This is a genomic window from Moellerella wisconsensis (assembly GCF_022592395.1).
Classification (GTDB): Bacteria; Pseudomonadota; Gammaproteobacteria; order Enterobacterales; family Enterobacteriaceae; genus Moellerella; species Moellerella wisconsensis.
Window position 1 is genome coordinate 2,059,198 of the sequence record NZ_CP093242.1, and the last position, 26,252, is coordinate 2,085,449.

24 protein-coding genes and 2 pseudogenes are annotated in these 26,252 nt (G+C 33.7%); 9 read left to right on the top strand and 17 right to left on the bottom strand.

The features are described from left to right. Window positions 1–501: 501 nt before the first annotated feature. Window positions 502–882, top strand: coding sequence for a CopM family metallochaperone (gene copM / locus MNY66_RS09110; RefSeq protein ID WP_241500713.1), 381 nt, complete (start codon window positions 502–504; stop codon window positions 880–882). 266 nt (window positions 883–1,148) lie between these two features. Here copM and MNY66_RS18060 read toward each other — a convergent pair whose 3' ends face one another. The 6 genes from MNY66_RS18060 to MNY66_RS09135 all read right to left on the bottom strand — a co-directional run bounded on the left by MNY66_RS18060 (window position 1,149) and on the right by MNY66_RS09135 (window position 5,412). Continuing rightward, the gene (locus MNY66_RS18060) at window positions 1,149–1,481 is read right to left on the bottom strand and encodes a GRP family sugar transporter (protein WP_072057333.1); all 333 of its coding nucleotides are present in this window, start codon (window positions 1,479–1,481) and stop codon (window positions 1,149–1,151) included. A 614-nt stretch (window positions 1,482–2,095) separates the two neighbouring features. Continuing rightward, the gene (cspE, locus tag MNY66_RS09115) at window positions 2,096–2,308 is read right to left on the bottom strand and encodes a transcription antiterminator/RNA stability regulator CspE (RefSeq protein WP_047255434.1); all 213 of its coding nucleotides are present in this window, start codon (window positions 2,306–2,308) and stop codon (window positions 2,096–2,098) included. A 449-nt stretch (window positions 2,309–2,757) separates the two neighbouring features. Beyond that, on the bottom strand, window positions 2,758–3,234 hold the full coding sequence (locus MNY66_RS09120) for an RpiB/LacA/LacB family sugar-phosphate isomerase (RefSeq protein ID WP_047255435.1): 477 nt from the start codon (window positions 3,232–3,234) through the stop codon (window positions 2,758–2,760). 153 nt (window positions 3,235–3,387) lie between these two features. Further along, window positions 3,388–3,732, bottom strand: a complete 345-nt coding sequence (locus MNY66_RS09125) for a DMT family protein (RefSeq protein WP_047255436.1) — start codon at window positions 3,730–3,732, stop codon at window positions 3,388–3,390. A 139-nt stretch (window positions 3,733–3,871) separates the two neighbouring features. Next, window positions 3,872–4,015 carry a group II intron maturase-specific domain-containing protein gene (locus tag MNY66_RS09130; RefSeq protein ID WP_331456034.1) on the bottom strand — a complete coding sequence of 48 codons (144 nt, stop codon included), beginning with the start codon at window positions 4,013–4,015 and terminating at the stop codon, window positions 3,872–3,874. A gap of 1,208 nt (window positions 4,016–5,223) precedes the next feature. Then, the gene (locus tag MNY66_RS09135; RefSeq protein WP_241500714.1) at window positions 5,224–5,412 is read right to left on the bottom strand and encodes a hypothetical protein; all 189 of its coding nucleotides are present in this window, start codon (window positions 5,410–5,412) and stop codon (window positions 5,224–5,226) included. 472 nt (window positions 5,413–5,884) lie between these two features. Between MNY66_RS09135 and MNY66_RS09140 the strand changes: the two genes are divergently transcribed. Beyond that, window positions 5,885–6,223, top strand: a complete 339-nt coding sequence (locus MNY66_RS09140) for a hypothetical protein (RefSeq protein WP_047255396.1) — start codon at window positions 5,885–5,887, stop codon at window positions 6,221–6,223. A gap of 305 nt (window positions 6,224–6,528) precedes the next feature. Here MNY66_RS09140 and MNY66_RS09145 read toward each other — a convergent pair whose 3' ends face one another. Further along, entirely contained in the window at window positions 6,529–7,053 is a 525-nt protein-coding gene (locus tag MNY66_RS09145; protein WP_047255397.1) for a YagU family protein, read from the bottom strand. Between the two features lie 1,201 nt (window positions 7,054–8,254). On the opposite strand from MNY66_RS09145, the gene MNY66_RS09155 reads away from it, so the two are divergent. Next, the gene (locus tag MNY66_RS09155; RefSeq protein ID WP_047255398.1) at window positions 8,255–8,578 is read left to right on the top strand and encodes a hypothetical protein; all 324 of its coding nucleotides are present in this window, start codon (window positions 8,255–8,257) and stop codon (window positions 8,576–8,578) included. A gap of 130 nt (window positions 8,579–8,708) precedes the next feature. Here the strand turns inward: MNY66_RS09155 and MNY66_RS09160 are convergent, their stop codons facing one another. Both MNY66_RS09160 and MNY66_RS09165 read right to left on the bottom strand, forming a co-directional pair. Continuing rightward, window positions 8,709–9,230 carry a YagU family protein gene (locus MNY66_RS09160; protein WP_047255399.1) on the bottom strand — a complete coding sequence of 174 codons (522 nt, stop codon included), beginning with the start codon at window positions 9,228–9,230 and terminating at the stop codon, window positions 8,709–8,711. Window positions 9,231–10,313: 1,083 nt separating this feature from the next. Then, window positions 10,314–10,487, bottom strand: coding sequence for a hypothetical protein (locus MNY66_RS09165; RefSeq protein ID WP_156170989.1), 174 nt, complete (start codon window positions 10,485–10,487; stop codon window positions 10,314–10,316). Between the two features lie 1,783 nt (window positions 10,488–12,270). On the opposite strand from MNY66_RS09165, the gene MNY66_RS09170 reads away from it, so the two are divergent. From MNY66_RS09170 to MNY66_RS09185, 4 genes are read left to right on the top strand one after another with little or no spacing between them, the layout of a single operon-like run. Further along, entirely contained in the window at window positions 12,271–12,792 is a 522-nt protein-coding gene (locus tag MNY66_RS09170; RefSeq protein ID WP_047255400.1) for a fimbrial protein, read from the top strand. A gap of 47 nt (window positions 12,793–12,839) precedes the next feature. Further along, window positions 12,840–13,523: a fimbrial biogenesis chaperone gene (locus MNY66_RS09175; RefSeq protein ID WP_241500715.1), complete on the top strand. Its 684-nt coding sequence runs from the start codon at window positions 12,840–12,842 to the stop codon at window positions 13,521–13,523. Window positions 13,524–13,531: 8 nt separating this feature from the next. Beyond that, window positions 13,532–16,060, top strand: a complete 2,529-nt coding sequence (locus MNY66_RS09180; RefSeq protein ID WP_241500716.1) for a fimbria/pilus outer membrane usher protein — start codon at window positions 13,532–13,534, stop codon at window positions 16,058–16,060. 14 nt (window positions 16,061–16,074) lie between these two features. Then, window positions 16,075–17,001: a fimbrial protein gene (locus tag MNY66_RS09185; protein ID WP_047255403.1), complete on the top strand. Its 927-nt coding sequence runs from the start codon at window positions 16,075–16,077 to the stop codon at window positions 16,999–17,001. 624 nt (window positions 17,002–17,625) lie between these two features. On the opposite strand, the gene MNY66_RS09190 is transcribed toward MNY66_RS09185, so the two are convergent. Next, on the bottom strand, window positions 17,626–17,922 hold the full coding sequence (locus MNY66_RS09190; protein ID WP_047255404.1) for a putative quinol monooxygenase: 297 nt from the start codon (window positions 17,920–17,922) through the stop codon (window positions 17,626–17,628). 189 nt (window positions 17,923–18,111) lie between these two features. Between MNY66_RS09190 and MNY66_RS09195 the strand changes: the two are divergent. Both MNY66_RS09195 and MNY66_RS09200 read left to right on the top strand, forming a co-directional pair. Continuing rightward, window positions 18,112–18,629 (top strand): annotated as a pseudogene (locus tag MNY66_RS09195) (integrase core domain-containing protein); the annotation flags it as partial. Window positions 18,630–18,692: 63 nt separating this feature from the next. Next, window positions 18,693–18,782: pseudogene (locus tag MNY66_RS09200) on the top strand (IS5/IS1182 family transposase); the annotation flags it as partial. A gap of 318 nt (window positions 18,783–19,100) precedes the next feature. Here MNY66_RS09200 and MNY66_RS09205 read toward each other — a convergent pair. From MNY66_RS09205 to MNY66_RS09235, 7 genes are all read right to left on the bottom strand, one after another. Next, on the bottom strand, window positions 19,101–19,646 hold the full coding sequence (locus MNY66_RS09205; protein WP_241500717.1) for a fimbrial protein: 546 nt from the start codon (window positions 19,644–19,646) through the stop codon (window positions 19,101–19,103). Window positions 19,647–19,665: 19 nt separating this feature from the next. Beyond that, on the bottom strand, window positions 19,666–20,664 hold the full coding sequence (locus MNY66_RS09210; protein WP_241500718.1) for a fimbrial protein: 999 nt from the start codon (window positions 20,662–20,664) through the stop codon (window positions 19,666–19,668). A gap of 86 nt (window positions 20,665–20,750) precedes the next feature. Beyond that, window positions 20,751–23,402: a fimbrial biogenesis usher protein gene (locus MNY66_RS09215; protein ID WP_241500719.1), complete on the bottom strand. Its 2,652-nt coding sequence runs from the start codon at window positions 23,400–23,402 to the stop codon at window positions 20,751–20,753. A gap of 29 nt (window positions 23,403–23,431) precedes the next feature. Next, window positions 23,432–24,115, bottom strand: coding sequence for a fimbria/pilus periplasmic chaperone (locus MNY66_RS09220; protein WP_047255412.1), 684 nt, complete (start codon window positions 24,113–24,115; stop codon window positions 23,432–23,434). A gap of 119 nt (window positions 24,116–24,234) precedes the next feature. Continuing rightward, complete coding sequence (locus MNY66_RS09225; RefSeq protein ID WP_047255406.1) at window positions 24,235–24,774, bottom strand: fimbrial protein; 540 nt, start codon at window positions 24,772–24,774, stop codon at window positions 24,235–24,237. Between the two features lie 74 nt (window positions 24,775–24,848). Further along, entirely contained in the window at window positions 24,849–25,418 is a 570-nt protein-coding gene (fimA, locus tag MNY66_RS09230; RefSeq protein ID WP_047255407.1) for a type 1 fimbrial major subunit FimA, read from the bottom strand. A 228-nt stretch (window positions 25,419–25,646) separates the two neighbouring features. Beyond that, complete coding sequence (locus MNY66_RS09235) at window positions 25,647–25,901, bottom strand: helix-turn-helix domain-containing protein (protein WP_052956365.1); 255 nt, start codon at window positions 25,899–25,901, stop codon at window positions 25,647–25,649. Window positions 25,902–26,252 lie beyond the last annotated feature (351 nt).

Consider the following 26,252-nt stretch of genomic DNA (forward strand, 5'->3'; position numbering starts at 1 on the left):
TCTATAATGAAATAGCAATAACTATAATCACAATATTAATAATTTCATCAGCCATCTATCAAGGAGATACCTAAGGTAAAACCACTATATTTATTTATAATTTATATCAGCTAATGTTACCTACTATTGATACCATAATGCTACTACCAAAAAAAATGTACATGGCAATATCAGTTTTTATATAAACTAATAGTGAACTCACAATCAATATAGTTTAATAACTGTTGTGAAAAAAAAGCATCTAATATATTTATTTAAAATTAAAAATATTTTCATATTCTATATTTAGTATCATTACAAATTTAACTCTACATCAACAAACCACACACTAACTAAATAATTATTAAAATAATTTCACTAATTTTCACTTTATTGGATATTGTAAATAGTTATGAATTGAATCTATCTAAAGTAACTGTAATTTTGTTGAGATTATTTGACCTTCCCCTTAGAGGAAGCTTTATGGTGAATCTTATTCCCAATTAACAAAAGGATGTATTCATGAAAAAAACCATTGCTTTAATTGCTCTATTATCAAGTGCTCTTTCTTTCTCTGCTATTGCAGATAAAAACATGCCAACAATGAATCATAATTCAATAGAGAGCCATTTATCATCGATGCAGCAAGAACTTGATCAGTCCATGATGAGAATGCATCAAGAAATGGCGAAAAGTACCTCCATCGAAGATCCTGATATAGCCTTTGCCAAAGGCATGATAGCACATCATTTAGGTGCTATTGATATGGCGAAAATTGAACTTAAATATGGTAAAAATGCTGAAATGAGAAAATTAGCACAAGAGATTATTGATGCTCAAGGCCCAGAAATAAAGCAAATGCAGCAATGGCTAGATAAACATCCGAGTACAAAAAAAGAATAAGTAAACATAAAATATAACCCCGTCATTATTCGTGTGTAGGGGTTATATTTATTTTAAAATTACCGTTTTTTTTCAAGCGGAAAATATTATCAATTATTACCTTATAATGTACTAATAATTGCCTCACTAAAACGAGATCAATAAGAGTTAATATTAATTTTTTTTTCGCTTAGCTTCATTCAATATATAAATACTAGTAATGTGGCAATAGAAAAAACCAAACCCGATGCAATATTATAATATTTTCTTATGTAATACATTTTTCATCATATGCTTCCCTGAAAAGAGCAATGCCATGACCAACATTCCTGATTTTGAGAGAAGAATGCACTCTCTCCTTCCTCGTCAAATGGCTTAGGGACGCTGAAGAGCCTATATACCCCACAATCGAAATAAGTGATAACATCCCCAGACAAAAAATTGTGATTATCATCTTCGTTCTTTTCCGCCTTGTAAGAAGTTAAAAACACACAAAAAATAATCATACCAATCATTGATATCAGTATAGTTTGTAAATTAGTTGAAATGGGAATTGCTATCGACACACTTATTTTGGTAAATAGTTTACACTGAAAGTACTGTCCAAAACTCCAGCACATCCCCGAAAAAACGACTAAAGAAAATAGTTATATTAATCAATGGGGGTGCTAACAAAAATATTACTAATCCAGTAATAAAAGTCCCAAATATCGCACCCAAAATCTGATGTTTTGTGCTTCCCCCCAATTTTTCAAACAACAATAAGTATTAACCCACCAAACACTTGCCGGTATTAAACCGATAAAAATCGACATTAAAACACCTTTTATTCTACGCTCGATAATTAATACTTTAGCTCAAATTATAATTAGGTCTTTTATGATTAATCTAATTATATAATTAGTTAGTAACGTAAATTACAACTCATTGTTTTGTAGGGAGTAGTTTACAGTAATCCATCATTTATATTTTTATATCATAAGCGTTTATTGGTAAACATAGAGCATTTATTTAATAATTTAAACTAGGAAAAGATTAGTTTTAATGGCAATTAGTTAGTCAAAAAGAGAGGGATAATTGATAGGCTATCATAGATTATGCAAAATATGACTGGAAATATAATAACTTAATGTATAGTTATAATTTTTATACATTATCAACGAAAAAACCTCGCCAAGGCGAGGTTTTAAATACTTTCACTTTAAAGATTAAAACTAGTATTAACTAATTTATCTTACAGTGCGATTACGTTTGCAGCAGAAGGACCTTTTGCACCGTTTTCGATAGTGAAGCTAACTTCTTGACCTTCATTTAAGGTTTTGAAGCTATCGCTCTGGATTGCAGAGAAATGAACAAAAACATCTTTGCTACCATCTTTTGGAGAGATGAAACCGAAGCCTTTAGATTCGTTGAACCATTTTACTGTACCAGTCATTGCATTAGACATATTAAATTTCCTATAATTTTTTTAAGTCGCCATATGGCATTTTTCGGTTTGTTTTTCTTTTTTACTTATGGATACTAATTAGAAGAAATTCACAATGAGAGGGGTATCTTCGATATCACCAAACAGGAACTGCTTTAAACTTGTCTTTCATAAAGTAGGTCTGTACTTCCAAACCAGTGACGCTATTAACTCATATTCTATGGCATAACGCAAACAATAATTTCAAATATTTTATTTACATCTGGGCTTAAAGGGATTTTTCCCCCTACCCTTGCCATAAAATCATTTCCAACTCGGGTTAAGACCTCGTAAAAAAAAACAAAAAAATAACTACACATCATGTACTTAGTAAATAATAGCGATAATTATTAAAGAAGATACTAACAAGAAATAAAAAACCCACCAAAACGTGGTGGGTTAGCTCAATTATTTATCAGAATTAATACATCCTAACGATTAAAAATTCGTTTTTCTGCATTTTGTACATCACAATATCCCGATTTCAACTCATCAGGTGTCGCTTCACTAAAACCTTGCGAGAATTCTGCGTCTAAAAAAGCATCTACCATCTTTTTAGCCTTGAAAGGGGTAATCAACAGCCCCCCCATAGAAAGAATATTGCAATTATTAATAGCCTTACATAACTTAGCCGTAGTTACGCTCTCACACACTCCACAATAAACACCAGAGTGTTTATTCGCAGCGATACTCACACCCATTCCGGTGCCACAGAAAATAAAGCCTAGATCATACTCTTTATCTGAAATTTTTTTACCAACAGTATCGCCAACGTGGCAATACCCTATCGGTGCTTCAGCTGTAATATCATCTACGTGGTACCCTTTTTCACATAAATAAGATTTCACTATATTTTTTAGATCAAAGCCTGAAGGATCTGCTCCAATAATAATTTTATTACCTGCCATATATCCTCCTATAGATAAAAGTAAGATAAAAAATATAACCCCACTGACTAAGTATAGAAGATGTTTTTTGAAAATATCAAATAATAGGCTTGAAAATTATTGTTTGCATAAAATCCGTAATAATAAAACCAACAAATTATTAACTTAATTTAATTAAAAAGGCCCCTTAAAAATAAAAAAAGCACCTACACAAATTAAAATAAAACCAATTAAATGATTAATAGTGAATCCTTCACCTAAATACCCAACAGAAAATATCATAAACACACATAATGTAATCACTTCCTGTAACGTTTTAAGCTCCGCTGCACTGTAATATTGATGTCCTAATCGATTAGCAGGAACCGCGAAACAATACTCAACCAATGCAATTAACCAACTAAAAAAAATGACTACATATAAAGGTTTTGATCCAAATTTAAGATGTCCATACCAAGCAAACATCATAAATACATTAGAAATGACTAACAATAATATAGGTAAGTATTTAGCTAACATAATAGAAGTTTTCATAAGTTAGATTTGTGGCTATATTACCTAATATTAAGTACCTAAATATAGCTATTTTTATAAAAAATTAACTTCTATATGTCATCATCAATAAGAAATCACCATCGAGTAGGAGACAGGATGACTCTCATCGCCCTCTCACACCACCATACAAAAGATGGCATCGTAACTTCCTGTTTATCCAGCTGTCGAGTTTCTCTAGTACGCCTTTGAATTCCGTATATCTAAAGTAACTTATCCAACCTTGAAGGATGTAGGGCAGTACATCAATAACTCATTTGATTGGCTTCGAGCTAAGTCCCGTGGTCAGGCTGCTGATTTTATCCTTCAACCTTACAACACTGCTATCAGCCATTTTTAATCAGAGCGCCTTGTCACGCTATACCCTAAGAACTTCCGTTCCCATGACCTCGCCATCGCACTTTTCTTTTCGTTTATCGTCAGTTTTAACAACACTCAACGATATCCTTAGTAAGCTGTTCGCCCGCTTAGCGACTGCTGACATAGATATTACAGTCATCTGCATAGCGGCAAAACTGATGCCATGTCGCTCTAGCGCTTTGTCTAACTCATCTCACAAAATATTCGAGAGAAACGGCGATAAAGGACCAACTTGCGGTATTCCGCGCTCATACTTTACCCTCTCTTGATTATCAACCCTTTTTGCCTCAAGGTATCGGCACATTAGCTTCAATATTCGACGATCCTTGATTCGACGGGCCAGCGATGCATTAAAATATCGTGATCCACCCTATCGATGAGCTTTCCCAGATACATATCCCACCCCAGCGCTTGCAGCGGTAGATATAGGTTTGTGTTTGACGCACTGCCTGCCATGCTTTGCGTATGAGCGAAGGCCAGCTGGGGCTTAAGAAAGTTGGCTCAACAATTAGCCTCAATTTCTGCGCGATGACTTGTTGGATCAATCTATCAACCACGCGCTGATAGGCCAGCATCACAAGGCTACTGTTGCGACAATGATTTGCCCTTTTTCATCATTAATCGGCATCGAGTAACATGTCCTAATTACGGTTAAACATGTTCAGCCCTACATAATGTCGGTTAACTATCACTACTACACTACGGCGTCGGCTGACTTCTGTCGTTGCATCGCAACACCTCTTGATGTTGGTGGCACTGTGGTACAACAGCGAATCTCCCGAGGTAATTCTCGCGACCTTCTTCGGCTGTACGTCACAGCATTCCGTATAAGCATTGGACGTTGACGATATTGGCCACCTTACCCCGCTACACCGCCTAGTCAGGCCTGCATTTTGCTTTCAGCTTCCTTCAGATTTCACTTCACGATGAACATCATTACTGTTCAGCTAACACTTCCTCTTATCGGGCGTGTAGAGGACTTTAACCTTCAAGTCTTTTACTAACCACCACAGTCAATAAACAATACCAATAAAGACGTACTAACAAAAAACCTCGCATCGCGAGGCTTAATTAAGGATTAAAAATATAAGATAATGATTACACGCGATTAAATGCCAAAATCCTAACCGCATTGAAATCAGCTTGATTAAGACCTGCTACATCTTGGATAGCTGCTTCTAACGCATCATGAGGAGATATTCCCTGTTTGGTTTCAAAAATCTTCTGCCCAACATAGGTATCACCATTTCTTGAACGCACTTTAAATGATATAAACCAATAGTCCATATAGCCACCCACTTATGCGATTAATCGTGGATTAACCATAGTCTTTTAAGTTCCCGATATAGTTGATATAAATCAATAATTATATATCTGATTTTTTGCAATATCTCATACTTTGATTAAGTCCACATTTCTATAAATATCTCTAAGCTTTTATTGATAATCAACCATTATCAAATTTACTAAAACATAACAATAATTAATATATTTAAAAAAATAGAAAAACTATTATTAGATAAATTAATAATAATTATTATAAATAATTAACAAATATTTTGTTTGATATTGTCAATTATCAATGATCACCTTCACATAATTGAAATTAACCGAACACTCACCACATATTAACCTTATGTTTTTAAATAAAAATCAATATGATAGATTGTTATTTCATTATTCCTAATGCAAATAACCAATCAACTTATATCATTATTTTTATATTGATAAATTATTTATGTTTACATAAGGATGTGTAATGAAACCTTTTTTATTATCCTACTCTGTAGAAAAAAATAACTCAGCAGATAACAGTAATGCTGCAGCAGAAACCCGTAATTGGATTGATGATTATCTCGCTAAAGAAGTTAATAACCTGCGAAACATTAAAAAACATACTAATGTTGAAACAACGATTTCTGGCGAAATTAATGTTACTGGCTGTTGTGATTTAGCAAAAATTAAATGTGTTATTGACATTTTTCATCTTGTATTTACTAACATGCTGCAAGAACGCAACATTGATCCTGAAGCAGTAACCATAAAATGTACTTTATTAGTACATGATATTAGTCAGTCTTTTGAGTTTGATATGTAACTTTAATCCAGAAAGTTATAATAAAATCATCACTTTCTATTTTCAGTAACATAAATATACTTTTATGTTGTTGTTAAATAATAGTATTAATCAATATATACTATAAAAAAACGCACCTTAGATAATAAATATTAAGGTGCGCTCTATTATATAAAATCATTTAACGATTATTTAACGATTAGTATAGATTTTATTTATTAGACACCTATAAAATAGAAATAAAATAAACGCAAGCAAGAAAAAACAATACTAAAATAATAGGAAAATATCTCATAATGCCTCTTTATTAACTTTCATTATTAACATTAACAATATTCAGCATCTGGCCCTTTAGTTAAACAATAACGTAAATTCTGCCTAATCGCTTCAATTGACCAAATCCAAAATGCAGTACCAACAAACTCAGAAATTAAAGCTTCGGGACCAGCTATCCATAACCATCCCGATAAACCTAATAAAGGGACGACTAAACCATGAGCAAAAATAGATACACCTATACCAAAAATAATTCCATGTAACATTTTTACTTTAGGAAGATATTCAGCAATAACGCAATATATAACAGCAATAACTATCGAAAAGAGAATATGGACACCATTCCCCCCCCAATTAATTGAATATCCCATCCAGTCATATGTCATTGCATCTACATTTACACCCAGCTTCTCAAGCAATATCACCGGAGGCGGTGTTGTCTCTAATGTTCTTGGAGGAATTAATCCCTCAAATCCAGACTTCACTAATGCAGAAAAAATACCAGCAATAATTCCAACATAAATCGCAATAGAAATATGACGAGCATTTTTTTGAGTTAATTCCAATAAATTCATATTTTCTCCTAACAAACAAGTATATAATTTAATATCATAAGATATTTATGCCAAGTTGAAAATAAATAAACACAAGATATTTATGTATAGGAATTTAATTTAGATTAATATAAATAGATAAAATCATCAAAAAAAGAATACTTACAAAATGACATGACCAAAAGCTTTATCAAAAATAGCTGATTTACTCATATTCGGGGGGCGAAAATTGAGAAAGCGATAAATATTAACCAATCCATTTATATAATTTAGAGAATGATGACCAAGTTAAAATTCCATCAGAAGTCATACCCACTAAAACTCACGTACCTTATATTTTTTACTATCGCGTATTGCTCATTATCTAAAACTAATTCAACGAAAAAATATCTATGAATAAAAGACTATCAATTATTGGAGCTAGAACTTAATAATTAGCTGCATAGATTAATTAATCATACAAAGCTGCCCTGCTATTTTCAGCCAGAATAGGTGAAAGTATAAAATTAATCAGATAAAACTGTGATCTCACAATAGATGAAGTTTAAAGGCTCCTTAGAATCTACTTTACTCCATTGCCCTCACTCATCAAATTCCAGACCATTCTCGAACAAAATACAGATAATTTCAGTTTATAAGACTATCTTACACGCGTAGCTATAAAAAGACTGAAGTTACAGCAAGTAATAAATGCTCAAATCTACAAACAATGTTACAGGCATTAGCTCAATAATGTAACAATCAACTCGAATAAATCCCTCCGTCTATTTCATTTAAATATCATTTAGTTAGAGTTTATATAAGCACAATATTTACAAATCTATTTATGTAAAGTTGATTCATAGATATGGCGTCTAATCAACAAGAAGATGAATTAATAAACAATTTAGTATCAAAAATAGAAGATTATTACTGATGAATGGATTAAAAACAGCTAAATAAAAGCGCAAGAAACAACTAGTTTAAAAACAATAAAAATCGTTCATTTCATTTTCCCTACATATAACGAAGCAATAAACCAAAAAATCAAATTCAAATAATCAGTATTAGAATGCTTATCTCTTTAAATCCAATAGAATAATTATCTCATCTGCTGTATAACGGATACAGCGATGTATGGAAATTAACCATAACGTGATTTTAGATCTATCGTTTAATATTGGTTTATTTTTCACATAATATAATTAATACAAACATATCTTATATAACGAGAAACCATATTATGAAAAAAATACTTCCTTTGATCTTTATTTGTACAGCGGCACTATCATTAAGTGCATGCGCAGTTAAAAACGACTCGACAGAATTTAAAGGTATCGGCTTTACCTATAACTCAGATATTGAAAAAACGCCAGATGGTAACTATGTTGCTTCCGTAGAAGCAGCTCCAGGTGCAGGCCGTGCCAGTGGTGCTGTAGCTTATGCGACCACTAATGCATCTAATTATTGCCAAAAACAAAATAAAGCACTAAAAGTGCTCAGCGATGAGACAAGCTCAAATTACTTAATCAATGGTGTCGCTAAAGTTAAATTTAACTGTATTTAAGCGGCTAATTTCCACTATTGTCAATAAATACTTCATGGTCTCAATCCACGGCGACCTTTTAGTAAAAAAAGAAGCCATCCTTAATTAATTGATGGCTTCTTAACTTATCATTTAACATATCTAGTATATTTTATAAGTCTGCTTTTTTAGTCATTCTATAACGAAGATTCATTCTTAATAATTCAATTGACCACATCCAGAGGAATGTCCCTATAACTTCTGAAAACAGTTCATCAAATGGCAAATTCCAAACTGCTGGGGATAAATTCAATATAGGCAATACTACGCCATGAAACGCTACCATCACTACAACAGCAAAGGCTAATCCCTGAAATATTTTTATTCGCGGAAAAATCTCTGAAGCTAAACAGTAAAAAATAGCAACAGCAATTGAGAATATAATATGAACCCCATTCCCTCCCCAATGAACAACTTGATCAGAATATGTATAAACAAAATTATTAATATTAATCCCCATATCCTCAATCATCTTTACAGGAGGAGCGATTCTATCCAAAGTTCTTGGTGGTAAAATACTTTCAGTCCCTGATTTTACAAAAGCAGATAATATACCTGTTATCACACCAATAAACACTGCTAAAGACAGATGCCTATCCTCTTTCTTTGATAATTTAAATATACTTGAAAACATATCACCCCCTATAAAAATAATAATATACAAAAAGAATAGATCTTTATAATACAGTCTATATTAATCTTATTTTTCATTACTAAATGTAACATTTGTTATTTTTTTGTTTCTATAAAGGTACTCGTTTAGTGGGTTTTTTAATTGACATTGAGTAGCATACTCCCTTAATTCTATGTATTCAGCTTACTAGATAGAACCGGGCTATTTTTATGTTAAAAATCACTGCCGCATTAGATAAAACCTAGATATCTCTTTCATTAAAATCGACACTAATAACCACAAACATTAATAAAATGTAATTATTTTTATTTATTATTCATGATATTAACTCTTTTAAATACCCAATCAATGATAGTATTTCGCACTTTTTAATCCAGCCACTTTAGTGACTTCATATTTTTATCTCATGTGCTATTCTTTTCGAAAAAAAGATATTGAACATTGAAAATGTAGAATCACACTATATTTTATTTCACAAAAACATTAAGAACGATAGCCTATATCGATTTATATCATGATCCTGATACAACAAATAAATACGATAAACTATCATAACCAGTCAGAAATATAACTATGCGATCATTATCACTGCTAGCTATATCAATAACAGTAATATTTATAGATAAATATAATTTTATGAGATAAATAAATTTAGCACTACTAATATATGTAGTGATCAACAAAAATCATAGTGACATTTAAACTAGTAAATTTCATGAATGCAAGAATCCAGATATCAATTTATTATATGATATAAATAATCGAATTTACTATTTTTACCTTAGCTTCGAAGAGAAATACCATCACTTATTAAACACCCAAAACCAGATTATTGAAAATTATTTTAATTAGATAATAAACAACCCTATGAACACATTTAAATCATTTTAAGATAATTTTTAATGAGCATAAAAAGTCTTTATATGTGATTTATTTAGGTGATAATTTAATTTCAAATATATATAAAAGACCACGCAATGCGCAGCCTTAGGATTAATTATTTTAGAGTAGTTGAATATTTAAACATTTTTATAATGCTATTATCCGTGATAAGGAAAATTCACTCCCTAGAATTCAGAGGTATTAAAATCGACCTTTATGTCTTTGTTGTTCCCTATAAATATCTTGATTCGCTTTGATGCTACCTAATGTGCTATCAGAATATACATCCTCTTTTGGCTTATCTTTATCAGTAAATCCGCCCGTCGATGTACAACCTGAAAGTATCACAATAAAAATAAAAGCAAGTAATCTCATATTCACCTCAAATTATTTTGTTATTTAAAATAATCATGAAAAAGTAACTTTAGTGAAATAAACTATCAGAAATTTAAGAATTAAGTTAGTGTTTATATTAGTTATGTTGTCATACTGTTTACTTATAGCTTAATCTATTCGAATCACTCGATTTCCAATTTGACTCCGAGAACTTAAGACCATTCAGTTTTAATACAGATTCAATTTCTATTGCTTAGCCCATACAAATTAGCAACTATACCCTCTTCTCTAAACAGTTCTTGACAATATACTCAATTAGAATGATTAAAATTTCATAAAAACACTACCGGATAATATCAAACTAAGGAATAAGTCAATACATCGATATAAGAAAATCCATATTGAACAGACCGTATCTGATGATCGGTAGTTGATGGTTGATAGTTCCCTCTATCACCAATTAGATTAATATTAATTGGCAGTATAAATGAATTAATTAGCATATTGAGAATATTATATCCTATGTTATCTACTAAGAATACGTAATAACTACTAAAATATTTTTTCGTCCTATATCATACCGTTTAATTTGCTATTTAACTCTCTTTATCAATAATCGTACCTAACTAAACATCAAACTCTGAACAGAGAGAACATCAACTATAATCTAATTTTAAGAAAAATAGATTAACTCATCTGCAAAAACAGCACAATATACATTACTATAGGTATCTTGCTCAATATTTATTCATGAACATTATTTCAATAAACTTGAATTTCTTAATCGTTACTCAGCTCATATCAGCAATTTAATCTAATCGCTTATGGCGAGATATGCAAAACCATCAGGAAATAAGGTAGAAAGGTTAAAATTAAAACCAATGTCATCTCCTCTATTTTTTCAAAAAATAATAAGCTAAGTATAATTACCCTGAGATCAAGGAACATAACCTACGTTTTATAAACAGCATTTTTTATGTGAAAGTTATCATGATAATTGAAGAAATAATTTATTTTTTCAATTATAGTCTATGTCAAAATAAGATATGTATAAATACTTAATTACAAACTACTAAATAATTATTCTAGCTTTATAAACTGATATGATTACCTATTTATTATAATAACCGTGAGGAAGATCACACTACTCGATTTAAAAGATACCCTACACTTTTATTTTTTATCTTCCAATATAATAAAAAACTTACCGTTAATTAAATATTTTTAATTATACATCACATTAATAGATTTATTTTTTCATAAGAACCCACTTAAAAACATAATAAAAACTTTTGTAACAGCTAATCCATCTTATATCTCATACCATTAATTCCACTTTGTTTAACTTTTTAAACCAACCCATGAAGATCAATAAATAGACAGCTCTAATTAAAAAGAAAATTTATTCGATTAAATCAAACTTAACCATCATTAAATTTAATTAATACTTCTGTTTTTTAATTTTACTCTATATCACCAGAAAAACAACTCATACAAATCATTACACCGATGGCTATTGGTTATTTTTTGTTATCACTATAGTAAACTAATAATTATAAGTAATATATTAGCACTTAATGCAATCAAATTCATTATTTTTAATAAGGATATCATTCTATAAATAATCCCCTATAAAAAAACAATATAATAATAAAATCTAAATTTATTTAAACATTAATTTTATTATTATAACACCTTGTAAGTTAAGTATATATACTGCAATCTGACTTAATTGACAAATGTTAAATCATTATGATACTTATTACATTAATCACAGAATGAAAGTGATTAAATCAATATTAAAAATCTATTAAGGCTCATTATGAAAAATAAAAACAAACTTCTAACAACCTTATCAATAATAGGGTTAAGTATTACTATTAATGCTTATGCAGATGATGGGAAAATTAATTTCATCGGAAATATCATTGATAATACTTGCACTATTGAACAAGACTCATTAGATCAAAATGTTATTTTAGGCGATGTTTCAAAAGAGGCCCTTAATGGTGCAGCAGAAAAAACAGCGGCACCTACTCAATTTATAATTAATATGACAAACTGCCCTGACGTAAAAGCAAAAATTAAATTTGATGGATTAAAAGATAGTATAAATCCTAATTTATTAGCTTTAAATACCGAAGAAAATGTAGCTACAGGCGTTGGCATTAGAATTACTGATATGGCTAATAAAGAAATTAGCTTATATACAGCAACAGATCTTCCTGATTTAACATCCACACCAGTAAAGTTAAACTTTATTGCTCGTTACGTTTCTACCGGTGACACTGTTACTATCGGTAAAGCAAATAGTACCTCACAATTTACTATTATTTACAACTAATCCTGTTGTTTGCCAGGGATGGCGTTAATTTTTCAAGTGGAGTTATTATGAAAATAATATCTAGTTTAATATTAGGATTAATCATTAATTGCATCATATTACCAGCAAGCTATGCGAGCATTATTATTGCTGGAACTCGAGTCATTTATTCTGAAAAATCCAATGAAGTCGCAATATCATTAACTAATAACTCAAAAAATAATACTTTCTTAGTCCAATCATGGATAGAAAATAAAGATCATCAAGCACGAAATAAAGATTTTATTATTACACCACCTTTAATAAGAATGGATGCAAAAGATGAGAACATTCTGAGAATTATCAATATTAACCCATTACTACCTAAAGATCGTGAATCCTTATTCTGGCTTAATGTTAAAGCAGTACCAAGCTCAAATAAAACAACAGAAAATGTATTAAGAATTGTAATTAAAAGTCAGTTGAAAGTATTCTATCGCCCATCAGACATTGAGAGTTTAGCCGATGATGCATACAAAAAATTAATCTTTGAGTATACCAATAATGGAATTAAAGTTACTAATCCAACACCTTTTTTTATAAATTTAAAACAGGTTAATATTGGTAATCAAGCGGTCAATAGCCTTGAAATGCTAACACCATTTGAAAGTCATTCTTTTAATTATGGTGGAATAAAATCTTCAGTAGTTTCATGGTCTGTTGTTAATGATCTTGGGGGTGAATCCTCTATCGAATCTGCAACCATAAGATAAATACCATTATGAAACATTTATTATATCTCAATAAAAATTTATTTTATAAATCATCATTATTTTATATTAGTCTCATATGTGCACCTGCCACATATTCTGATGAATATTTCGATATAAACGCCCTAACTTTTGATTCACCTAACTCTATCTCCATAGAAGATCTTAACTATTTTAAAAATAGCCACACTCTTCCTCCCGGTAAATATAGAGTATCTATTTATATCAATGGAGAGTATTTGACGAATGAAAACATTGAGTTTATCGAACTGGATAAAAAACTATTACCATTACTGTCTCTTGCTAGTTATAAAAAAATGGGGCTATTAACTGAAAGTCTGGAATCACTGAAAAACAAGCCCAATGATTATATAGTTAAAAATATGTTACAAGATATTCCTGGTTCTTCTGAAAGGTTTGACAGCAAAAAATTACGTTTAGATATTTCCATCCCACAAGTACTGATTAAATATATTCCTAGACAACAAATTGATATTGAACACTGGGATGATGGAATCCCAGCATTAGTACTAAATTATAATTTATCTGGTGCTAATACTTGGTTGAAAAAAGAGCGTAATAAGCGGATAGATAATTATTTTTTAAATCTACAAAGTGGATTTAACTATAATGCTTGGAGAATAAGAAATTATTCAACCTATACAGATAATAATAAAAAATCTGAAATCAAGTCTATTAACACTTATATCGAACGCGATCTTAAATCTATTAAATCACGTTTAACTTTAGGCGAAAGTGCAACTTCACCAACTATATTTGATTCATTTCAATTTTCGGGCGTTCAATTAGCTTCAGACGAAAATATGTTGCCAGAAAGTCTGAGGGGCTTTGCACCTATAGTGAGAGGAATTGCCAACTCTAACTCACAGGTTACCATCAAACAAAACAATAATATTATCTATCAAACCTATGTTTCTCCCGGTGCATTTGAAATTTCCGACCTCTATCCAACCGCTTATAGTGGCAACCTTACGGTAACAATAAAAGGTGCCGATGGCTCAGAACGTACCTTTGAACAACCTTTTGCTTCCGTTCCTATAATGCAACGTGAAGGACAAATGAAATATGAAGTTGTGACAGGTAAATATCGTTCTTCGCAATCTAAAACTGGCTCCTATTTCGGACAATCAACTTTATCTTATGGCTTCCCTTATGGAATGACATTATACGGAGGCGGATTAGCTGCCAATAATTATTATACGCTAGCGATAGGAAGTGGAGTTAATTTATTTAGCTATGGTGCTGCATCATTTGATATTACCCATTCAAGTACACAATTAACTAAAAATAACTCTGATTTAAGTAATAAAAAACTATCTGGCCAAAGTTTTCGGCTGCAATATGCAAAAGGGATTATTGAAACAGGTACTACATTAAATGTAGCTGCATATAGATATTCAACCAGAAATTATTATAATTTTTCTGAATTTAATGATCTAAATTCCAATAATAGCGAGAACCAAAAAAAACAAAAATTACAATTAACTGTTAACCAGACTTTATTTGACTGGGGGAGTCTCTATATTTCTGCTTATCAGCAGGATTATTGGAATATCGAAGGCTATGAACGCAGTATTAATGCTGGATATAGTAATTTTTATCGCGGCATTGGATATAATTTAAATTATAATTATATTGAAAACTCAGGATATAATGATAAAAAAGATAATCAAATTGCTTTCAGTGTCCAAATTCCGTTATACACTAATAAAAATAATCGCATGTGGTTAGCCTTATCAACAAATCATAATGATCATGGTAGTAATAGCCAAAATATTTCTATCAATGGTAATGCCTTTGAAGATAATTCATTAAACTACAGTATTTCAGAAACCTATGGAAATAATGGACAAAAAGATTCCGGCAGTCTAAATATATCCATGAAAAATCGATTTAGTGAATTAGGGACTGGCTATAACTATAGTAATAATACTCAGCAACTTAATTATAATATGCGTGGCGGTATTATTGCTCATAGTGACGGAATTACATTTGGTCAGTCATTGGGGGATACCATAGGTTTAATTAAAGTAGGTAATGCAAAAAATATTAACATACTTAATACATCAGGAATAAAAACCGATAATAATGGCTATGCAATTGTACCTTATCTCTCCTCTTATCAAGAAAATAGAATTGTATTAGATATCCAATCCTTTGGCCCAAAAATCGAGGTAGAAAAGCCAGTTCTTTATTCTGTTCCAACTAAGGGAGCCATTACATTGACTAAATTTAATGCCACTATCGGCAATAGAGCTCTATTTAATATTACTCATCAAAATGAAAAAATATCTTTTGGTGCAACGGTGATTATTAGCAGTAATGAAAGTAATTTTACAGCTCAAGGTATGGTCAATGATGATAGTACTGTCTATTTTTCAGGTATCCCTCCATCTGGCATGATTTCAGTTATTCTTGCCGGAGAGAAACACTGTTTATCGCCTTATCATTTATTAGTCAATAAGACAGATAATGACAATAAGATTTTTATAGAAAATCTTAATTGTGTTATTAAATAATAGAGAGAATAACAATGAAAAAAACAATTATTTTATTATCATTACTGCTTCCAGGAACCTCTTTAGCCTATTGTTATAGTTCAGTAAATAATAATGTTATTCTACAAACAATCTCATTTGGCACTATCACTGTGTTACCTGGTACGGCAAATGGAACCGTATTAAAAACAATCTCTTTACCAGGTTCAGAACAGACTATAGGCTCCTGCACCAGTGGATCTTATGTCCATGGATCCACCTCTGATTATCCATTATCCACAACAGAGGGCAACTCTATGCTACAGACAGAGATCCCTGGTATTGGATTACGTATTAATGGAATGTATAAAATGGTTCCCTCCAATGATACTTATCAAGGGGCAGTAGTTTATGTAGATAAGCCAGTTAAGGTTGAAATAATAAAAATTGGCAATATTATTTCAGGCGAATTTCAGCCTAAATTAGCTGCTGATTTTTTTTGGCAAGGAAGCAATGGTAATTACAGCGTTAAAAAAGTAACTATGGGTACAGGTAATAAGGTCTTTTATCCTCTATGTACGTTGGATAAAACCAGTATTGATGTTCCACTCGATAGTCATGATAAATCGGAATTTAAAGGTATTGGAACGGCCACTAATTTTGTCAATTTTAGTATTCCTTTTACCTGCCAAAAAGATGCTCGAATTTCAATTACCTTAGAAAATACTGGGTCTGATAGCAATAGTTTAGGGCTGGTTCCCTTAGATAATCCCACCGACCAAAATACAGCAAAAGGTATTAATGTGCAGATATATAATGCAGATACTAATCAACCAGTAAAAATCAATACTCTCTATATCGCCAAAGATACAAACATTGGTCTAACTAATCTTAACTATAAAGCGAGGTATTTCCAAAAAGAAGCAGATATTGTTGCAGGAAAAGCTGATGCCACCGTGGGATTTACCGTGACTTATTATTAAATCGCTAAGGATCCTATTTCTCTCCGCATGCTGCGAAAACTCAATAGATGGGTTGTATTTGATAGTGATATTAACGAAGTTTTGAAACCGGGCCTATCACATTGATATAAAAACGTTAACTGCAAGCTTTTATCTTTGTGATGTACTTCCCAGCCAGTACTCTGATGCTCTATACAGTAACTACTACGATCAATTTTGGGCTTGGCGCACTTATATTTACGGCATGCACGAGAGATACATGATGGCATATCAATCGATGAGACTTTATGCTGCACATCGATACAAATCAGCTCAATAGCCTTACTATTGGCATTAGGTCGGAGCATGCCTATCTTCCCTTAATGCTGCTATCAAAGAGTGTAGTTTAGCAAGCTGAAATAACTAAAGCGAGCAATTACCAGATGCTTCCATCAAATACCAACCATCAGCCCTACAATTACGCTTTAGCTATGCATCTGAATTACCTAAGTCAATGGTATTAAATGAGATATTTAAAATCATGACTGCCATTTTATTTCTTCTCTAACATAGTTATACCCCAAATAAAAAGCCACCAGCGATTAACTGATGGCATATTAATTGAACCTATTGAAGTGGCTCATACAAACTACCCATTACAAATATTTATACTTTTGTTAATGCACTATCCATAAATATGAATGAAGGTTCTTTCCGTTTGTATTGATTGATCATCGGAACAAGACGCTGAAAGTGCTCACTCTTACAATGAGCATCCAACGCCGTTTGATCTGGCCATTCTTCGATAAAAATAAAATGCCCCAGATCTTTTTGGTCAACATATAAATCATAACTAATACAAAGTGGTTCGTGTTTGGTTGCGTCAACTAATTCACGATAAAGTGGAAGTACAATACTTATGGCATCAATCTGGATAAAATCTTCTGCGATCACTTTCAGCATTTTTATTATCTCTAGGTTGGATTTAAACAATAACTATATAATAATTAACCTGAGGCTTGTTAATTATACTGTTTAAATAGCAAATCTACCGCATTAGTTACATTGGTTGTGTACTACTTTACTTCCGTGATTAGTTTCCCCTTCCATCTCATTTCACCTGTCGCTGCTATTCAGCCTATTTTAGCTTAATCACCACAATCAGGGTTTTGTAAATGCTATTTTCGATTGCGAGTTCAAGGCTATCCCTTTAATCATAAACGAATTTATCGTATTTATTACCGCTTAGGGTTAAATCTAAAGCATCGTGGCAAAAAAGTTCTACCAACACGTGAAAAAAGCTGTTAATCGTCGAAAATACGCCGAATATTTAATGGGCATTGGATTTTATGCGTAGCAGTTTATATTGTGGTAAGCGATTCAGAATATTGAATATCATTAATAAAAGAATTCATGAGTACTTGGCAATTAAAGTCGATACCTCGTTGCCAACAGAACCTATCATTAAAGTGCTAGAACGTTTTAATGGCTCGTTCCGCAGTGAATTTTTAAATGCGTATTTATTTGAGTCATTAAGTCAACCTTATGAAATGGTTTGGTTTTATCAGCAAAATTATAACCAGAAACGAACGCATGAAAGTCTAAATCACCTCCTACCGGAGACCTATCGTAAACAATTAGAAAACTCTAATTTTATCTATCTCAATTAATGGAAAGTGGATAAAATTAAGCTGTTATAACGGTTTCGCCAAAAATAAAAATAACGTCTCCAAATGCTGAAACTTATGTTAACAGATGATAGTTGGAAATTACTCTCAAGAATTATGTACCTAACAGGACATATTTATAATAAGCCAAAGCACATTCAGAACAACACCAATCGCAATCCAATGAATTTTTATAATTCCACTGATTAGCTATTTTGATAACCGCAACAGAATAGAAAAATTGTCTCCAATACAATCGTTGAAAACCATCTGGTATATACTTACAACCCTATCGATAAACATGATGACATGCGAATATATCAATCCATATATCAAGATAATATTTCATCGTGCCTTTCTCATTCTTTTTATTAAATGTATACGCATAAACGAATTTATTAATATAAGATATCGAATATTAGCCTAAGGCAGTATTTCGTTCACTCATATATTCATATCTAAAACAGTCACTGCTTAGTCATATATCATTTCAAATGTGGCTTCAGCATTAGCACTTCCTGCTCGAACAGGACGTTCTGTCGCCATATACCTAGCATAAAACTGCAACGTCACGTGCTGCGCATTGGGTGTTAAATTATAAGGCATACTATGCAAATCTGGATGAATTCTACGCATTTTGCTATCCAGAAGTTCAACAGCAACATTGTAGGCTGTGCTATTCGCATTAAGTGCAAATAATGCATTATTTTTACTGTCTTTTATTCCAGAAAAACGGACCTTAGCCTGTTTAGCTGCGGCACCACAGTCCTCCAACAGAATAGCAAAAGGAACTGCTGCGGTCACCGCAGTGGGCCCTGCATAAAATTGGCGAGAAGCCCAAGTACCTAAATTAACAGTTTGATTAATAGATTGAGTGCTCACTCGACAGGTATTCAACACAATCGTAGCATTAATTCGTAAGTTAATTACGCCTAAATCAGCTAAAACCGGTGTGCTAAAAGCACTGAGTATTAATAAAAAATACACCACCAAGCCAGTATTAATGTGTTTTGACCGCACAATTATCCTCCTCCGATAATTAAGGGAAATCTATCCGCAAATATGCTTCAGAGGTAACTGGGCCTTCTTTTGGCCTTTTTCCTGTGATGCTTACAGGTTGAACCCGAATCTCCACATTAGCTCGACTACCGCTGAGTAAAAATGGGATAAAACTCCCTAGGTTATTAGGAATTAATGTCTTACCTGTAGTATCCATCACAGTAAAACCAACATCTGGATTATTGGAAACAATGGCACTACCCGACGTTTTATTCGCCTGCAATCGCATTGTTAAGGCAGCTCCTGCTTGGATATTATCGCACTGAACACTCACATTACGCGTTACCGGAGAAGTCCCTTGTGCAGGAGCGCCTGCCGACTGAAAGGCTCCAGAAGATACCGGGCCAAAATCAATAGTCACAATCTGCCCTGCATTAAGAACACAAGATTGAGGCACTGTAATATTTAAATTAGCATAAATTCGAGTGAGCACGACTTCCTTACTTCGGCACCCGTACGGCTCACAAAGACCAACTTCAGCTAAAAAAATATTTTTTGTATACGTCCCCGAGACTATTTTTTTGTCAATTCTCAATCGAGACTGATAAACTGGTTGTGTAACTGAGCTAGATATACCAATGCCCATCGCAGGCGCACCAGTCGACTCGAAAACCGTAAATTTATTATATGGAAAGTATCTGTAATTAGACGCTCTTAATCCAATAGAAATATAATCATCAATTTTTTGATAAACCCAATCGTTTGGCACCGTGCCTGCAGAAGGAACACTCTCCCCTACATACGCTCCCCACTGCGCTCTTAGGTCAGGTTGCTCCCAATATAATGTTCTTAGGCCACCAATTACCTGATTACTGGTAAAAGACCTACCTACCTGATTTTCTGTTGCGCTTAGATTATGATTAAAGTTTTGGTTCACCACTTGGTTGCAACCTTCTAGGCAGAAAACAGCGTGTGCTCCTGTGCTGCTAAGCAAAAGACTTAATCCTACTGCAATTCCCATCACCTTTTTTATTGCCATATTTTAATACCTGTATTTGATCATTACTTACGCCAATAAAAACAAACCAGAACAATCTTAATTAACTTAAATCAATTCATTTAACTTTATCCGCACTGTGCTATTGCTGACGTTAATCCTGTATTTGTCTTTTGATTTGGTAATTGATAGCTAACTTGACACTTTTGATGGCTTCCGCTTCCCCAAATTACAGTTAACTCCCCTGATGGTGCTAATCCCGATAAAAATACCTGACCATCATCACCGACGATACCTGTCATGCCTTGATGCTCACCGTTAACCATTGCCCCAAAGGGCACAGCTTGCCCATTACTTTGCCGCAAAGTTAATAACGCTCGCTGACCGATGCGTGTAGTAAACTCCGCTCGTACAATAGCCCCCTCAGTTGGCACAACTTGACTCACTGCGCCGTCTACATCCATATCTTCTCCCAAGGTATTCGTATTGAGCCCGACCCGATTTTCTCGGTATGCTGTCGCATACGGTACGACAGCATATCCACGCCAGTCTGTTTTTACCCCAGTTGCATTTTCCACACTGACTCCCGTTGCACCAGGCGCTTTAACCAACACGTTAGTTTTACTTAATGGCTGGCTTAATGTTATCCCATCACCATGTACCACTGCGCCTCCACTGGCACCATAATTGACTTGCTGCCAATGCTTACCATAACCATATCCCACACTCGCATTTCCATAACCACCACGGTAATCCAGTGATGCATTTCCCGAAGCACCTTCGCCTTTAGTTACATATCCCTGCTGAACGTTATAGTTCAAATTATTGTCTGCTAACAATGTTCCACTCACCCCAGCTTGTTGGGATACTTTATGATCTTGGTCGTAAGTCGCTGTATAGGTTGCATATGCCGAGTTACCGCTGTAGGTTATATCCTGTGATTTTCCTCCACCATTTATCCATCGATTCAATGGCAAAGATACTGATATCGCAACTCGCTTATCTCGTTCACTCATGCCTGGATTTTTGTTTACAGAAGCATTCATGTTGAAATTAATACCATCCCAGTTACCGTTATATCCAACCTGTAATAATTGATCCGCCTCGCTGGAATTCCAATACGTCTGGTAACTACCCATCACATACACCGATCCCAAATCCCCCAACTGCTGACTAATATTTGCTTGTAAACGGCCTTTCTTGGTGTAATACAAATTATGATAATCTAAAATCTCTGGAGACATCTCTACAGGACCATCCTGTGTTTTCAACCTATACCCTTTCATGCGGGTATAAGCTGTTTCTGCAAATGAGTAAAATCCCTTCGTTGAATAGCGATACCCAAGCAGTTGAAAATTAGTCCCCATCTCGTTTAATGACTTCGCATATAAAAATCTTAGCGACTGTCCGTCAGGCCGACTACCATCGGGCAGCTGGCTATTTGAGTGAGTAATATCTACAGAAAACGCCCCGAATTTACCTAGGTTTTTCCCCACACCAAGTGAAAAAGCTTGATAATTCTCTGCAATCTGAATTCCCTGATAAACTGTCCAATTCGCTTTTAAACCTAATAACATCGTTGCTTGTGCAAAGCGTGGTTTTTCCTGTGTAGGAGATCCTGAGCGATACTCACCCGCAGTAATGGCATACTTCAACCGCCCTTCTCGTTGCAATAAAGGTACCGCAGAATATGGCACCGCAAATTCGTTGCTTGTTCCATCAGCCTCTTTTACTATGACTTTCAAATCCCCACTATTTGAGGTTGGATATAAATCTTGAATTTCAAATGCGCCGGGTGGTACATATGTTTGATAAATCACATATCCATTTTGTTCAATAGTCACTTGGGCATTGCTGTTTGCTATCCCTCGAATGGTAGGAGCAAATCCCCGTAAACTATCTGGTAACATATTGTCATCGGATGATAAACGAGCACCTCTAAATCCAACACTGTCAAAAATGTCACTATCTGTAAAATTATCACCTAAGATTAAGATACTTTTTAGAGGAACTATAGCCCGCTGAACGTACGTACGAATATTATTCCAATGCTGTTCTGTTTGCCCTTTGGTTTTAATGTGGTTCCATGTACCTTCATTACGTACACGCCATCCCCCAAAATTCAACCCACTGATTACATTTAAAAAATAATTAGTATTATTAATATTACTTCGTGTGTTTTTACTGTGGCTTCCCGAAAATCGATAATTTAATAAACCAGCAAGGATCCCTTCATCCCATTGTTCTGGCGGAATATACCCTCGATAATTGTTCTTCAGCATAGCTTGAGGAATAGATACAACTAGCGTTTGACGCTCAAAATCAAACTCTGTTTGAGCCTGTGGAATCACATCTATAACGTTAATACACGCATCATCGCCTACCGATTCAAGTCCTGGAACCACTGCGATATTAACGCCATGTTGTTCTAACCAATGTCGAGTAAAACAAGGTTGTAGCCCACTATCATTTCCTTTTTGCCCCACAGGAGCTACCTCAAAATTTACATCTTGGGTTCCTACAAAGAAACGATTAAGGTAAATATCTACCCGATAAGTACCAGGCGCTTGTCCTTCCCCATTTTCAAAACGGGATAAATCAGCAACAGCGCCAGGCTCACCAGACAATAATGCAGGGTTAAAAAATTCTGCGGCTTGTCCATCTACCGTTAATATCAACCCACTAAAAATCAATAAATAAGGCAAGGGGCGGAAGAGAATATGGTACGCAAGCTTCCAATGTTCTGTTTTTTTTGAATGTGACTGACTATTCGAATGCATAGTAACCGTATCCTTGCACCAATTCTCAATTAATTAATTTTTGCGGTAACTACAGGTGAACTGGCACCATAGTCATCAATTGTTTGATACGAAATAATGCCCGCTACACTAACTGGGAGTTTCACTATCATTTGCGATTTAGGAGCAATCATAGTGCTGTCTAAAGGGGTCATTCCATATTTAAAATCTACTAGAGTCACATAATACGGGGATGAATTTTTAATTAGTAAATCTGTACCTTGACGCGAAAAATGTAATTGTTTTGGCGCATCTACAGACGGCATGGGTAAACCTGAAGGGCGGACAAATAACTTAATTCTTGATAAAACAGCAATTTGCAATACATTCCCCGCCTTCACAACTTCACTATCCACGGCAGGAATAGACTTACTGTTTAACCAATATAAGCTCTCTCTATCTTGAGGAAGTTCTTTCCCACTAAAAATAATTCGTAACGTATTTTCACTTGCTGGCTTACTCACAAAGAGTGGTGGCGTTAACACAAAATCAGTAGTTTTTTGACCTTGTTCATTTTCCATCCATGATTGGATTAAAAAACGATTTTTATCGTCACTATTGGTAATCGCTAAAGCTGTTTGTTTACTATCAAGAGGATAAATAACACGTGTAGCTCCTAATGCTATACCACCTGCTTGTGCTGTATGAGAAAGAAAAAACATCCCCCAACATAGTAGCCCTAACCAAACCCTCATTTGTAAGACACTTACTTGAAAAAAAGAAAAGAAATAACGCTGTTGCTTCAACATACAGTCCTCACCGGCTACAAAAATACAAAAGTACAAAAAATGAATCTAGCTATAAGTATGCAATATCATGGGTATGTTAATGAAAACCAAGCAGTAGCTTCTGCAATACCTCCGATCACTTCAGGCTTAGTCGCTCGATATTTAGCAATAAACTGCAAGCGATTATCTCCATCATGTAAAGTATGTACAGCAGGCAACATTGTATTAGGGTGGATAGGTTCCCCTTCTGCGGTAAATAATGCGATCCCAACTCCTTGAGCGGCATTCATACGAGATGTAATTTGTAAAATATGAGGATCAACATGATCGCTCTGCCCCCAAAATGTAATTCCAACATTTCTACTCGCGACTGTCGTACAATCTGTCAATCGTATAAAAAAAGAAACGGGTAAAGCATCACTCCCGGTTCCATTAAATTGATTACTACGAACTTGCCCCATATCCACTACCTGAGAACGGCTCCCGGTAGCCACAGTACAGGCTGGGGCTACTAAAGCTCCTCGCAAATGTAACGCTCCGCCATCAATGATGACATGATAACTAGCCCCCGCAAAAGGGAGTATGCTACTGCTCAAAATAAATGAGAACACTCTCCATTTCCACATATCGCTCCCCAGTAAAAAATGGCTCCGGCTACTGGAGCCATGATTACATCAACCAACATGAATCTCTTTAAACTTTAGTTGTATTGCATAGTAAATGTCGCATCAGCATCTGCCGCGCCAGGCGTAACTTTATTGCTAATGGATTTATAGCGCGCAGTAAAATGCAATGTGTTGGCACCATCATTCAATTTTTGTGGTGTGGAGAATACAGAGCCATCAGGTTTCAGCACCGTACCGCTACTATCTGAAATTTCAATACCTACACCTGAAGCAGCACCCGCGGCTCCACCACCGACATTACTAACAGTTAATAATGTGTTATCAACTTGGTTAGAATTACCTCTAAAAGAGGTTTTTGCTGTCTCAGAAACCTTCGTATCACAGTCTTCCAGCTTAATCGTAAACGGCACTGCATTTGAGCGAACCCCTACGGCAGTAAAAAATGCCGTGCGATATTGCCCCATATTCACCGTTTGGTTTGTGGAATCAGCACTTACTGCACATGCTGCATTGACGATTTGCCCAGTAAAATGAACGGTTCCTCCTGGAACAATCGCTGTTTGGCTAGCCGCAGACGCGAATACACTTATAGAAAATAATGAAACTGCAAAAGCAGATTGAAATACGCGCTTTTGAATAAGCATAATTAACTTTTCCTTAATAAAACTAAATAAAACTAAATAAAACTATTCAGGATAAATTATCATCGATGAAACCCTGAACTAATAATAGAAACATCCATGTCAATTCTCCTTAATATAACCATTAATTGTTCGCAAACTAAACGCGAGCAATTAAACACCATTCCAAAATTTCATTTGAAATTAAAATAAACTATATTTTCAATGCAAGTTTTATTAAAAATAATAGTCTCACTGAGACTGGTAATAATTAAAAATTAACCCATTAAAAACAGATTCAATTTCATAACCGGTCATTTCCAAAGCTTGAAAATAAAGGAAAAGCATATCAAAATTAAGTGAATTAGCACCTCTTTCATAACGAGATATTTGCTGCTGACTTACATTAAGCCTGCAAGCCAACTCTTTCCCTGAAATTCCCAAAGATTTTCGATGAATTTTTAATTCCGAACCTAAATATCCTGCTACTGAGGCTTTAGATGTCACCAAATATCCCCCATTTTAAAATATATGACTAATAAATAAGAATACTGACTTTATTAGACTCAATTAAAATAATGGCTCATAAGGAAGTAGTTAATCTTATTAATTACACCATAGGTAAAATACACCACATGTGTATTTCGATATAATATAAACCTCTATTTAATCTAAGTAAAATAGGTTATCACGATCGATATCAATAGTCATGATAGCTAAAACCTATTAATAGTTAAAGTGCGATCGCTAAAACCAATTAAAATATACGTAAGTTATTGAATTATAAGTAAAATAAAAAAACAAACTCAATCTACATTCTATTATTTATAAACATAAGCCAATCATCTTTATAATCTA

What these genes read in the sequence shown, in the direction of transcription:
- copM (WP_241500713.1), top strand. Translation starts at nt 502, where the DNA reads ATGAAAAAAACCATTGCTTTAATTGCTCTATTATCAAGTGCTCTTTCT.
- MNY66_RS18060 (WP_072057333.1), bottom strand. Translation starts at nt 1,481, where the DNA reads ATGTGCTGGAGTTTTGGACAGTACTTTCAGTGTAAACTATTTACCAAA.
- cspE (WP_047255434.1), bottom strand. Translation starts at nt 2,308, where the DNA reads ATGTCTAATGCAATGACTGGTACAGTAAAATGGTTCAACGAATCTAAA.
- MNY66_RS09120 (WP_047255435.1), bottom strand. Translation starts at nt 3,234, where the DNA reads ATGGCAGGTAATAAAATTATTATTGGAGCAGATCCTTCAGGCTTTGAT.
- MNY66_RS09125 (WP_047255436.1), bottom strand. Translation starts at nt 3,732, where the DNA reads ATGTTAGCTAAATACTTACCTATATTATTGTTAGTCATTTCTAATGTA.
- MNY66_RS09135 (WP_241500714.1), bottom strand. Translation starts at nt 5,412, where the DNA reads ATGGACTATTGGTTTATATCATTTAAAGTGCGTTCAAGAAATGGTGAT.
- MNY66_RS09140 (WP_047255396.1), top strand. Translation starts at nt 5,885, where the DNA reads ATGAAACCTTTTTTATTATCCTACTCTGTAGAAAAAAATAACTCAGCA.
- MNY66_RS09145 (WP_047255397.1), bottom strand. Translation starts at nt 7,053, where the DNA reads ATGAATTTATTGGAATTAACTCAAAAAAATGCTCGTCATATTTCTATT.
- MNY66_RS09155 (WP_047255398.1), top strand. Translation starts at nt 8,255, where the DNA reads ATGAAAAAAATACTTCCTTTGATCTTTATTTGTACAGCGGCACTATCA.
- MNY66_RS09160 (WP_047255399.1), bottom strand. Translation starts at nt 9,230, where the DNA reads ATGTTTTCAAGTATATTTAAATTATCAAAGAAAGAGGATAGGCATCTG.
- MNY66_RS09165 (WP_156170989.1), bottom strand. Translation starts at nt 10,487, where the DNA reads ATGAGATTACTTGCTTTTATTTTTATTGTGATACTTTCAGGTTGTACA.
- MNY66_RS09170 (WP_047255400.1), top strand. Translation starts at nt 12,271, where the DNA reads ATGAAAAATAAAAACAAACTTCTAACAACCTTATCAATAATAGGGTTA.
- MNY66_RS09175 (WP_241500715.1), top strand. Translation starts at nt 12,840, where the DNA reads ATGAAAATAATATCTAGTTTAATATTAGGATTAATCATTAATTGCATC.
- MNY66_RS09180 (WP_241500716.1), top strand. Translation starts at nt 13,532, where the DNA reads ATGAAACATTTATTATATCTCAATAAAAATTTATTTTATAAATCATCA.
- MNY66_RS09185 (WP_047255403.1), top strand. Translation starts at nt 16,075, where the DNA reads ATGAAAAAAACAATTATTTTATTATCATTACTGCTTCCAGGAACCTCT.
- MNY66_RS09190 (WP_047255404.1), bottom strand. Translation starts at nt 17,922, where the DNA reads ATGCTGAAAGTGATCGCAGAAGATTTTATCCAGATTGATGCCATAAGT.
- MNY66_RS09210 (WP_241500718.1), bottom strand. Translation starts at nt 20,664, where the DNA reads ATGGCAATAAAAAAGGTGATGGGAATTGCAGTAGGATTAAGTCTTTTG.
- MNY66_RS09215 (WP_241500719.1), bottom strand. Translation starts at nt 23,402, where the DNA reads ATGCATTCGAATAGTCAGTCACATTCAAAAAAAACAGAACATTGGAAG.
- MNY66_RS09220 (WP_047255412.1), bottom strand. Translation starts at nt 24,115, where the DNA reads ATGAGGGTTTGGTTAGGGCTACTATGTTGGGGGATGTTTTTTCTTTCT.
- MNY66_RS09225 (WP_047255406.1), bottom strand. Translation starts at nt 24,774, where the DNA reads ATGTGGAAATGGAGAGTGTTCTCATTTATTTTGAGCAGTAGCATACTC.
- fimA (WP_047255407.1), bottom strand. Translation starts at nt 25,418, where the DNA reads ATGCTTATTCAAAAGCGCGTATTTCAATCTGCTTTTGCAGTTTCATTA.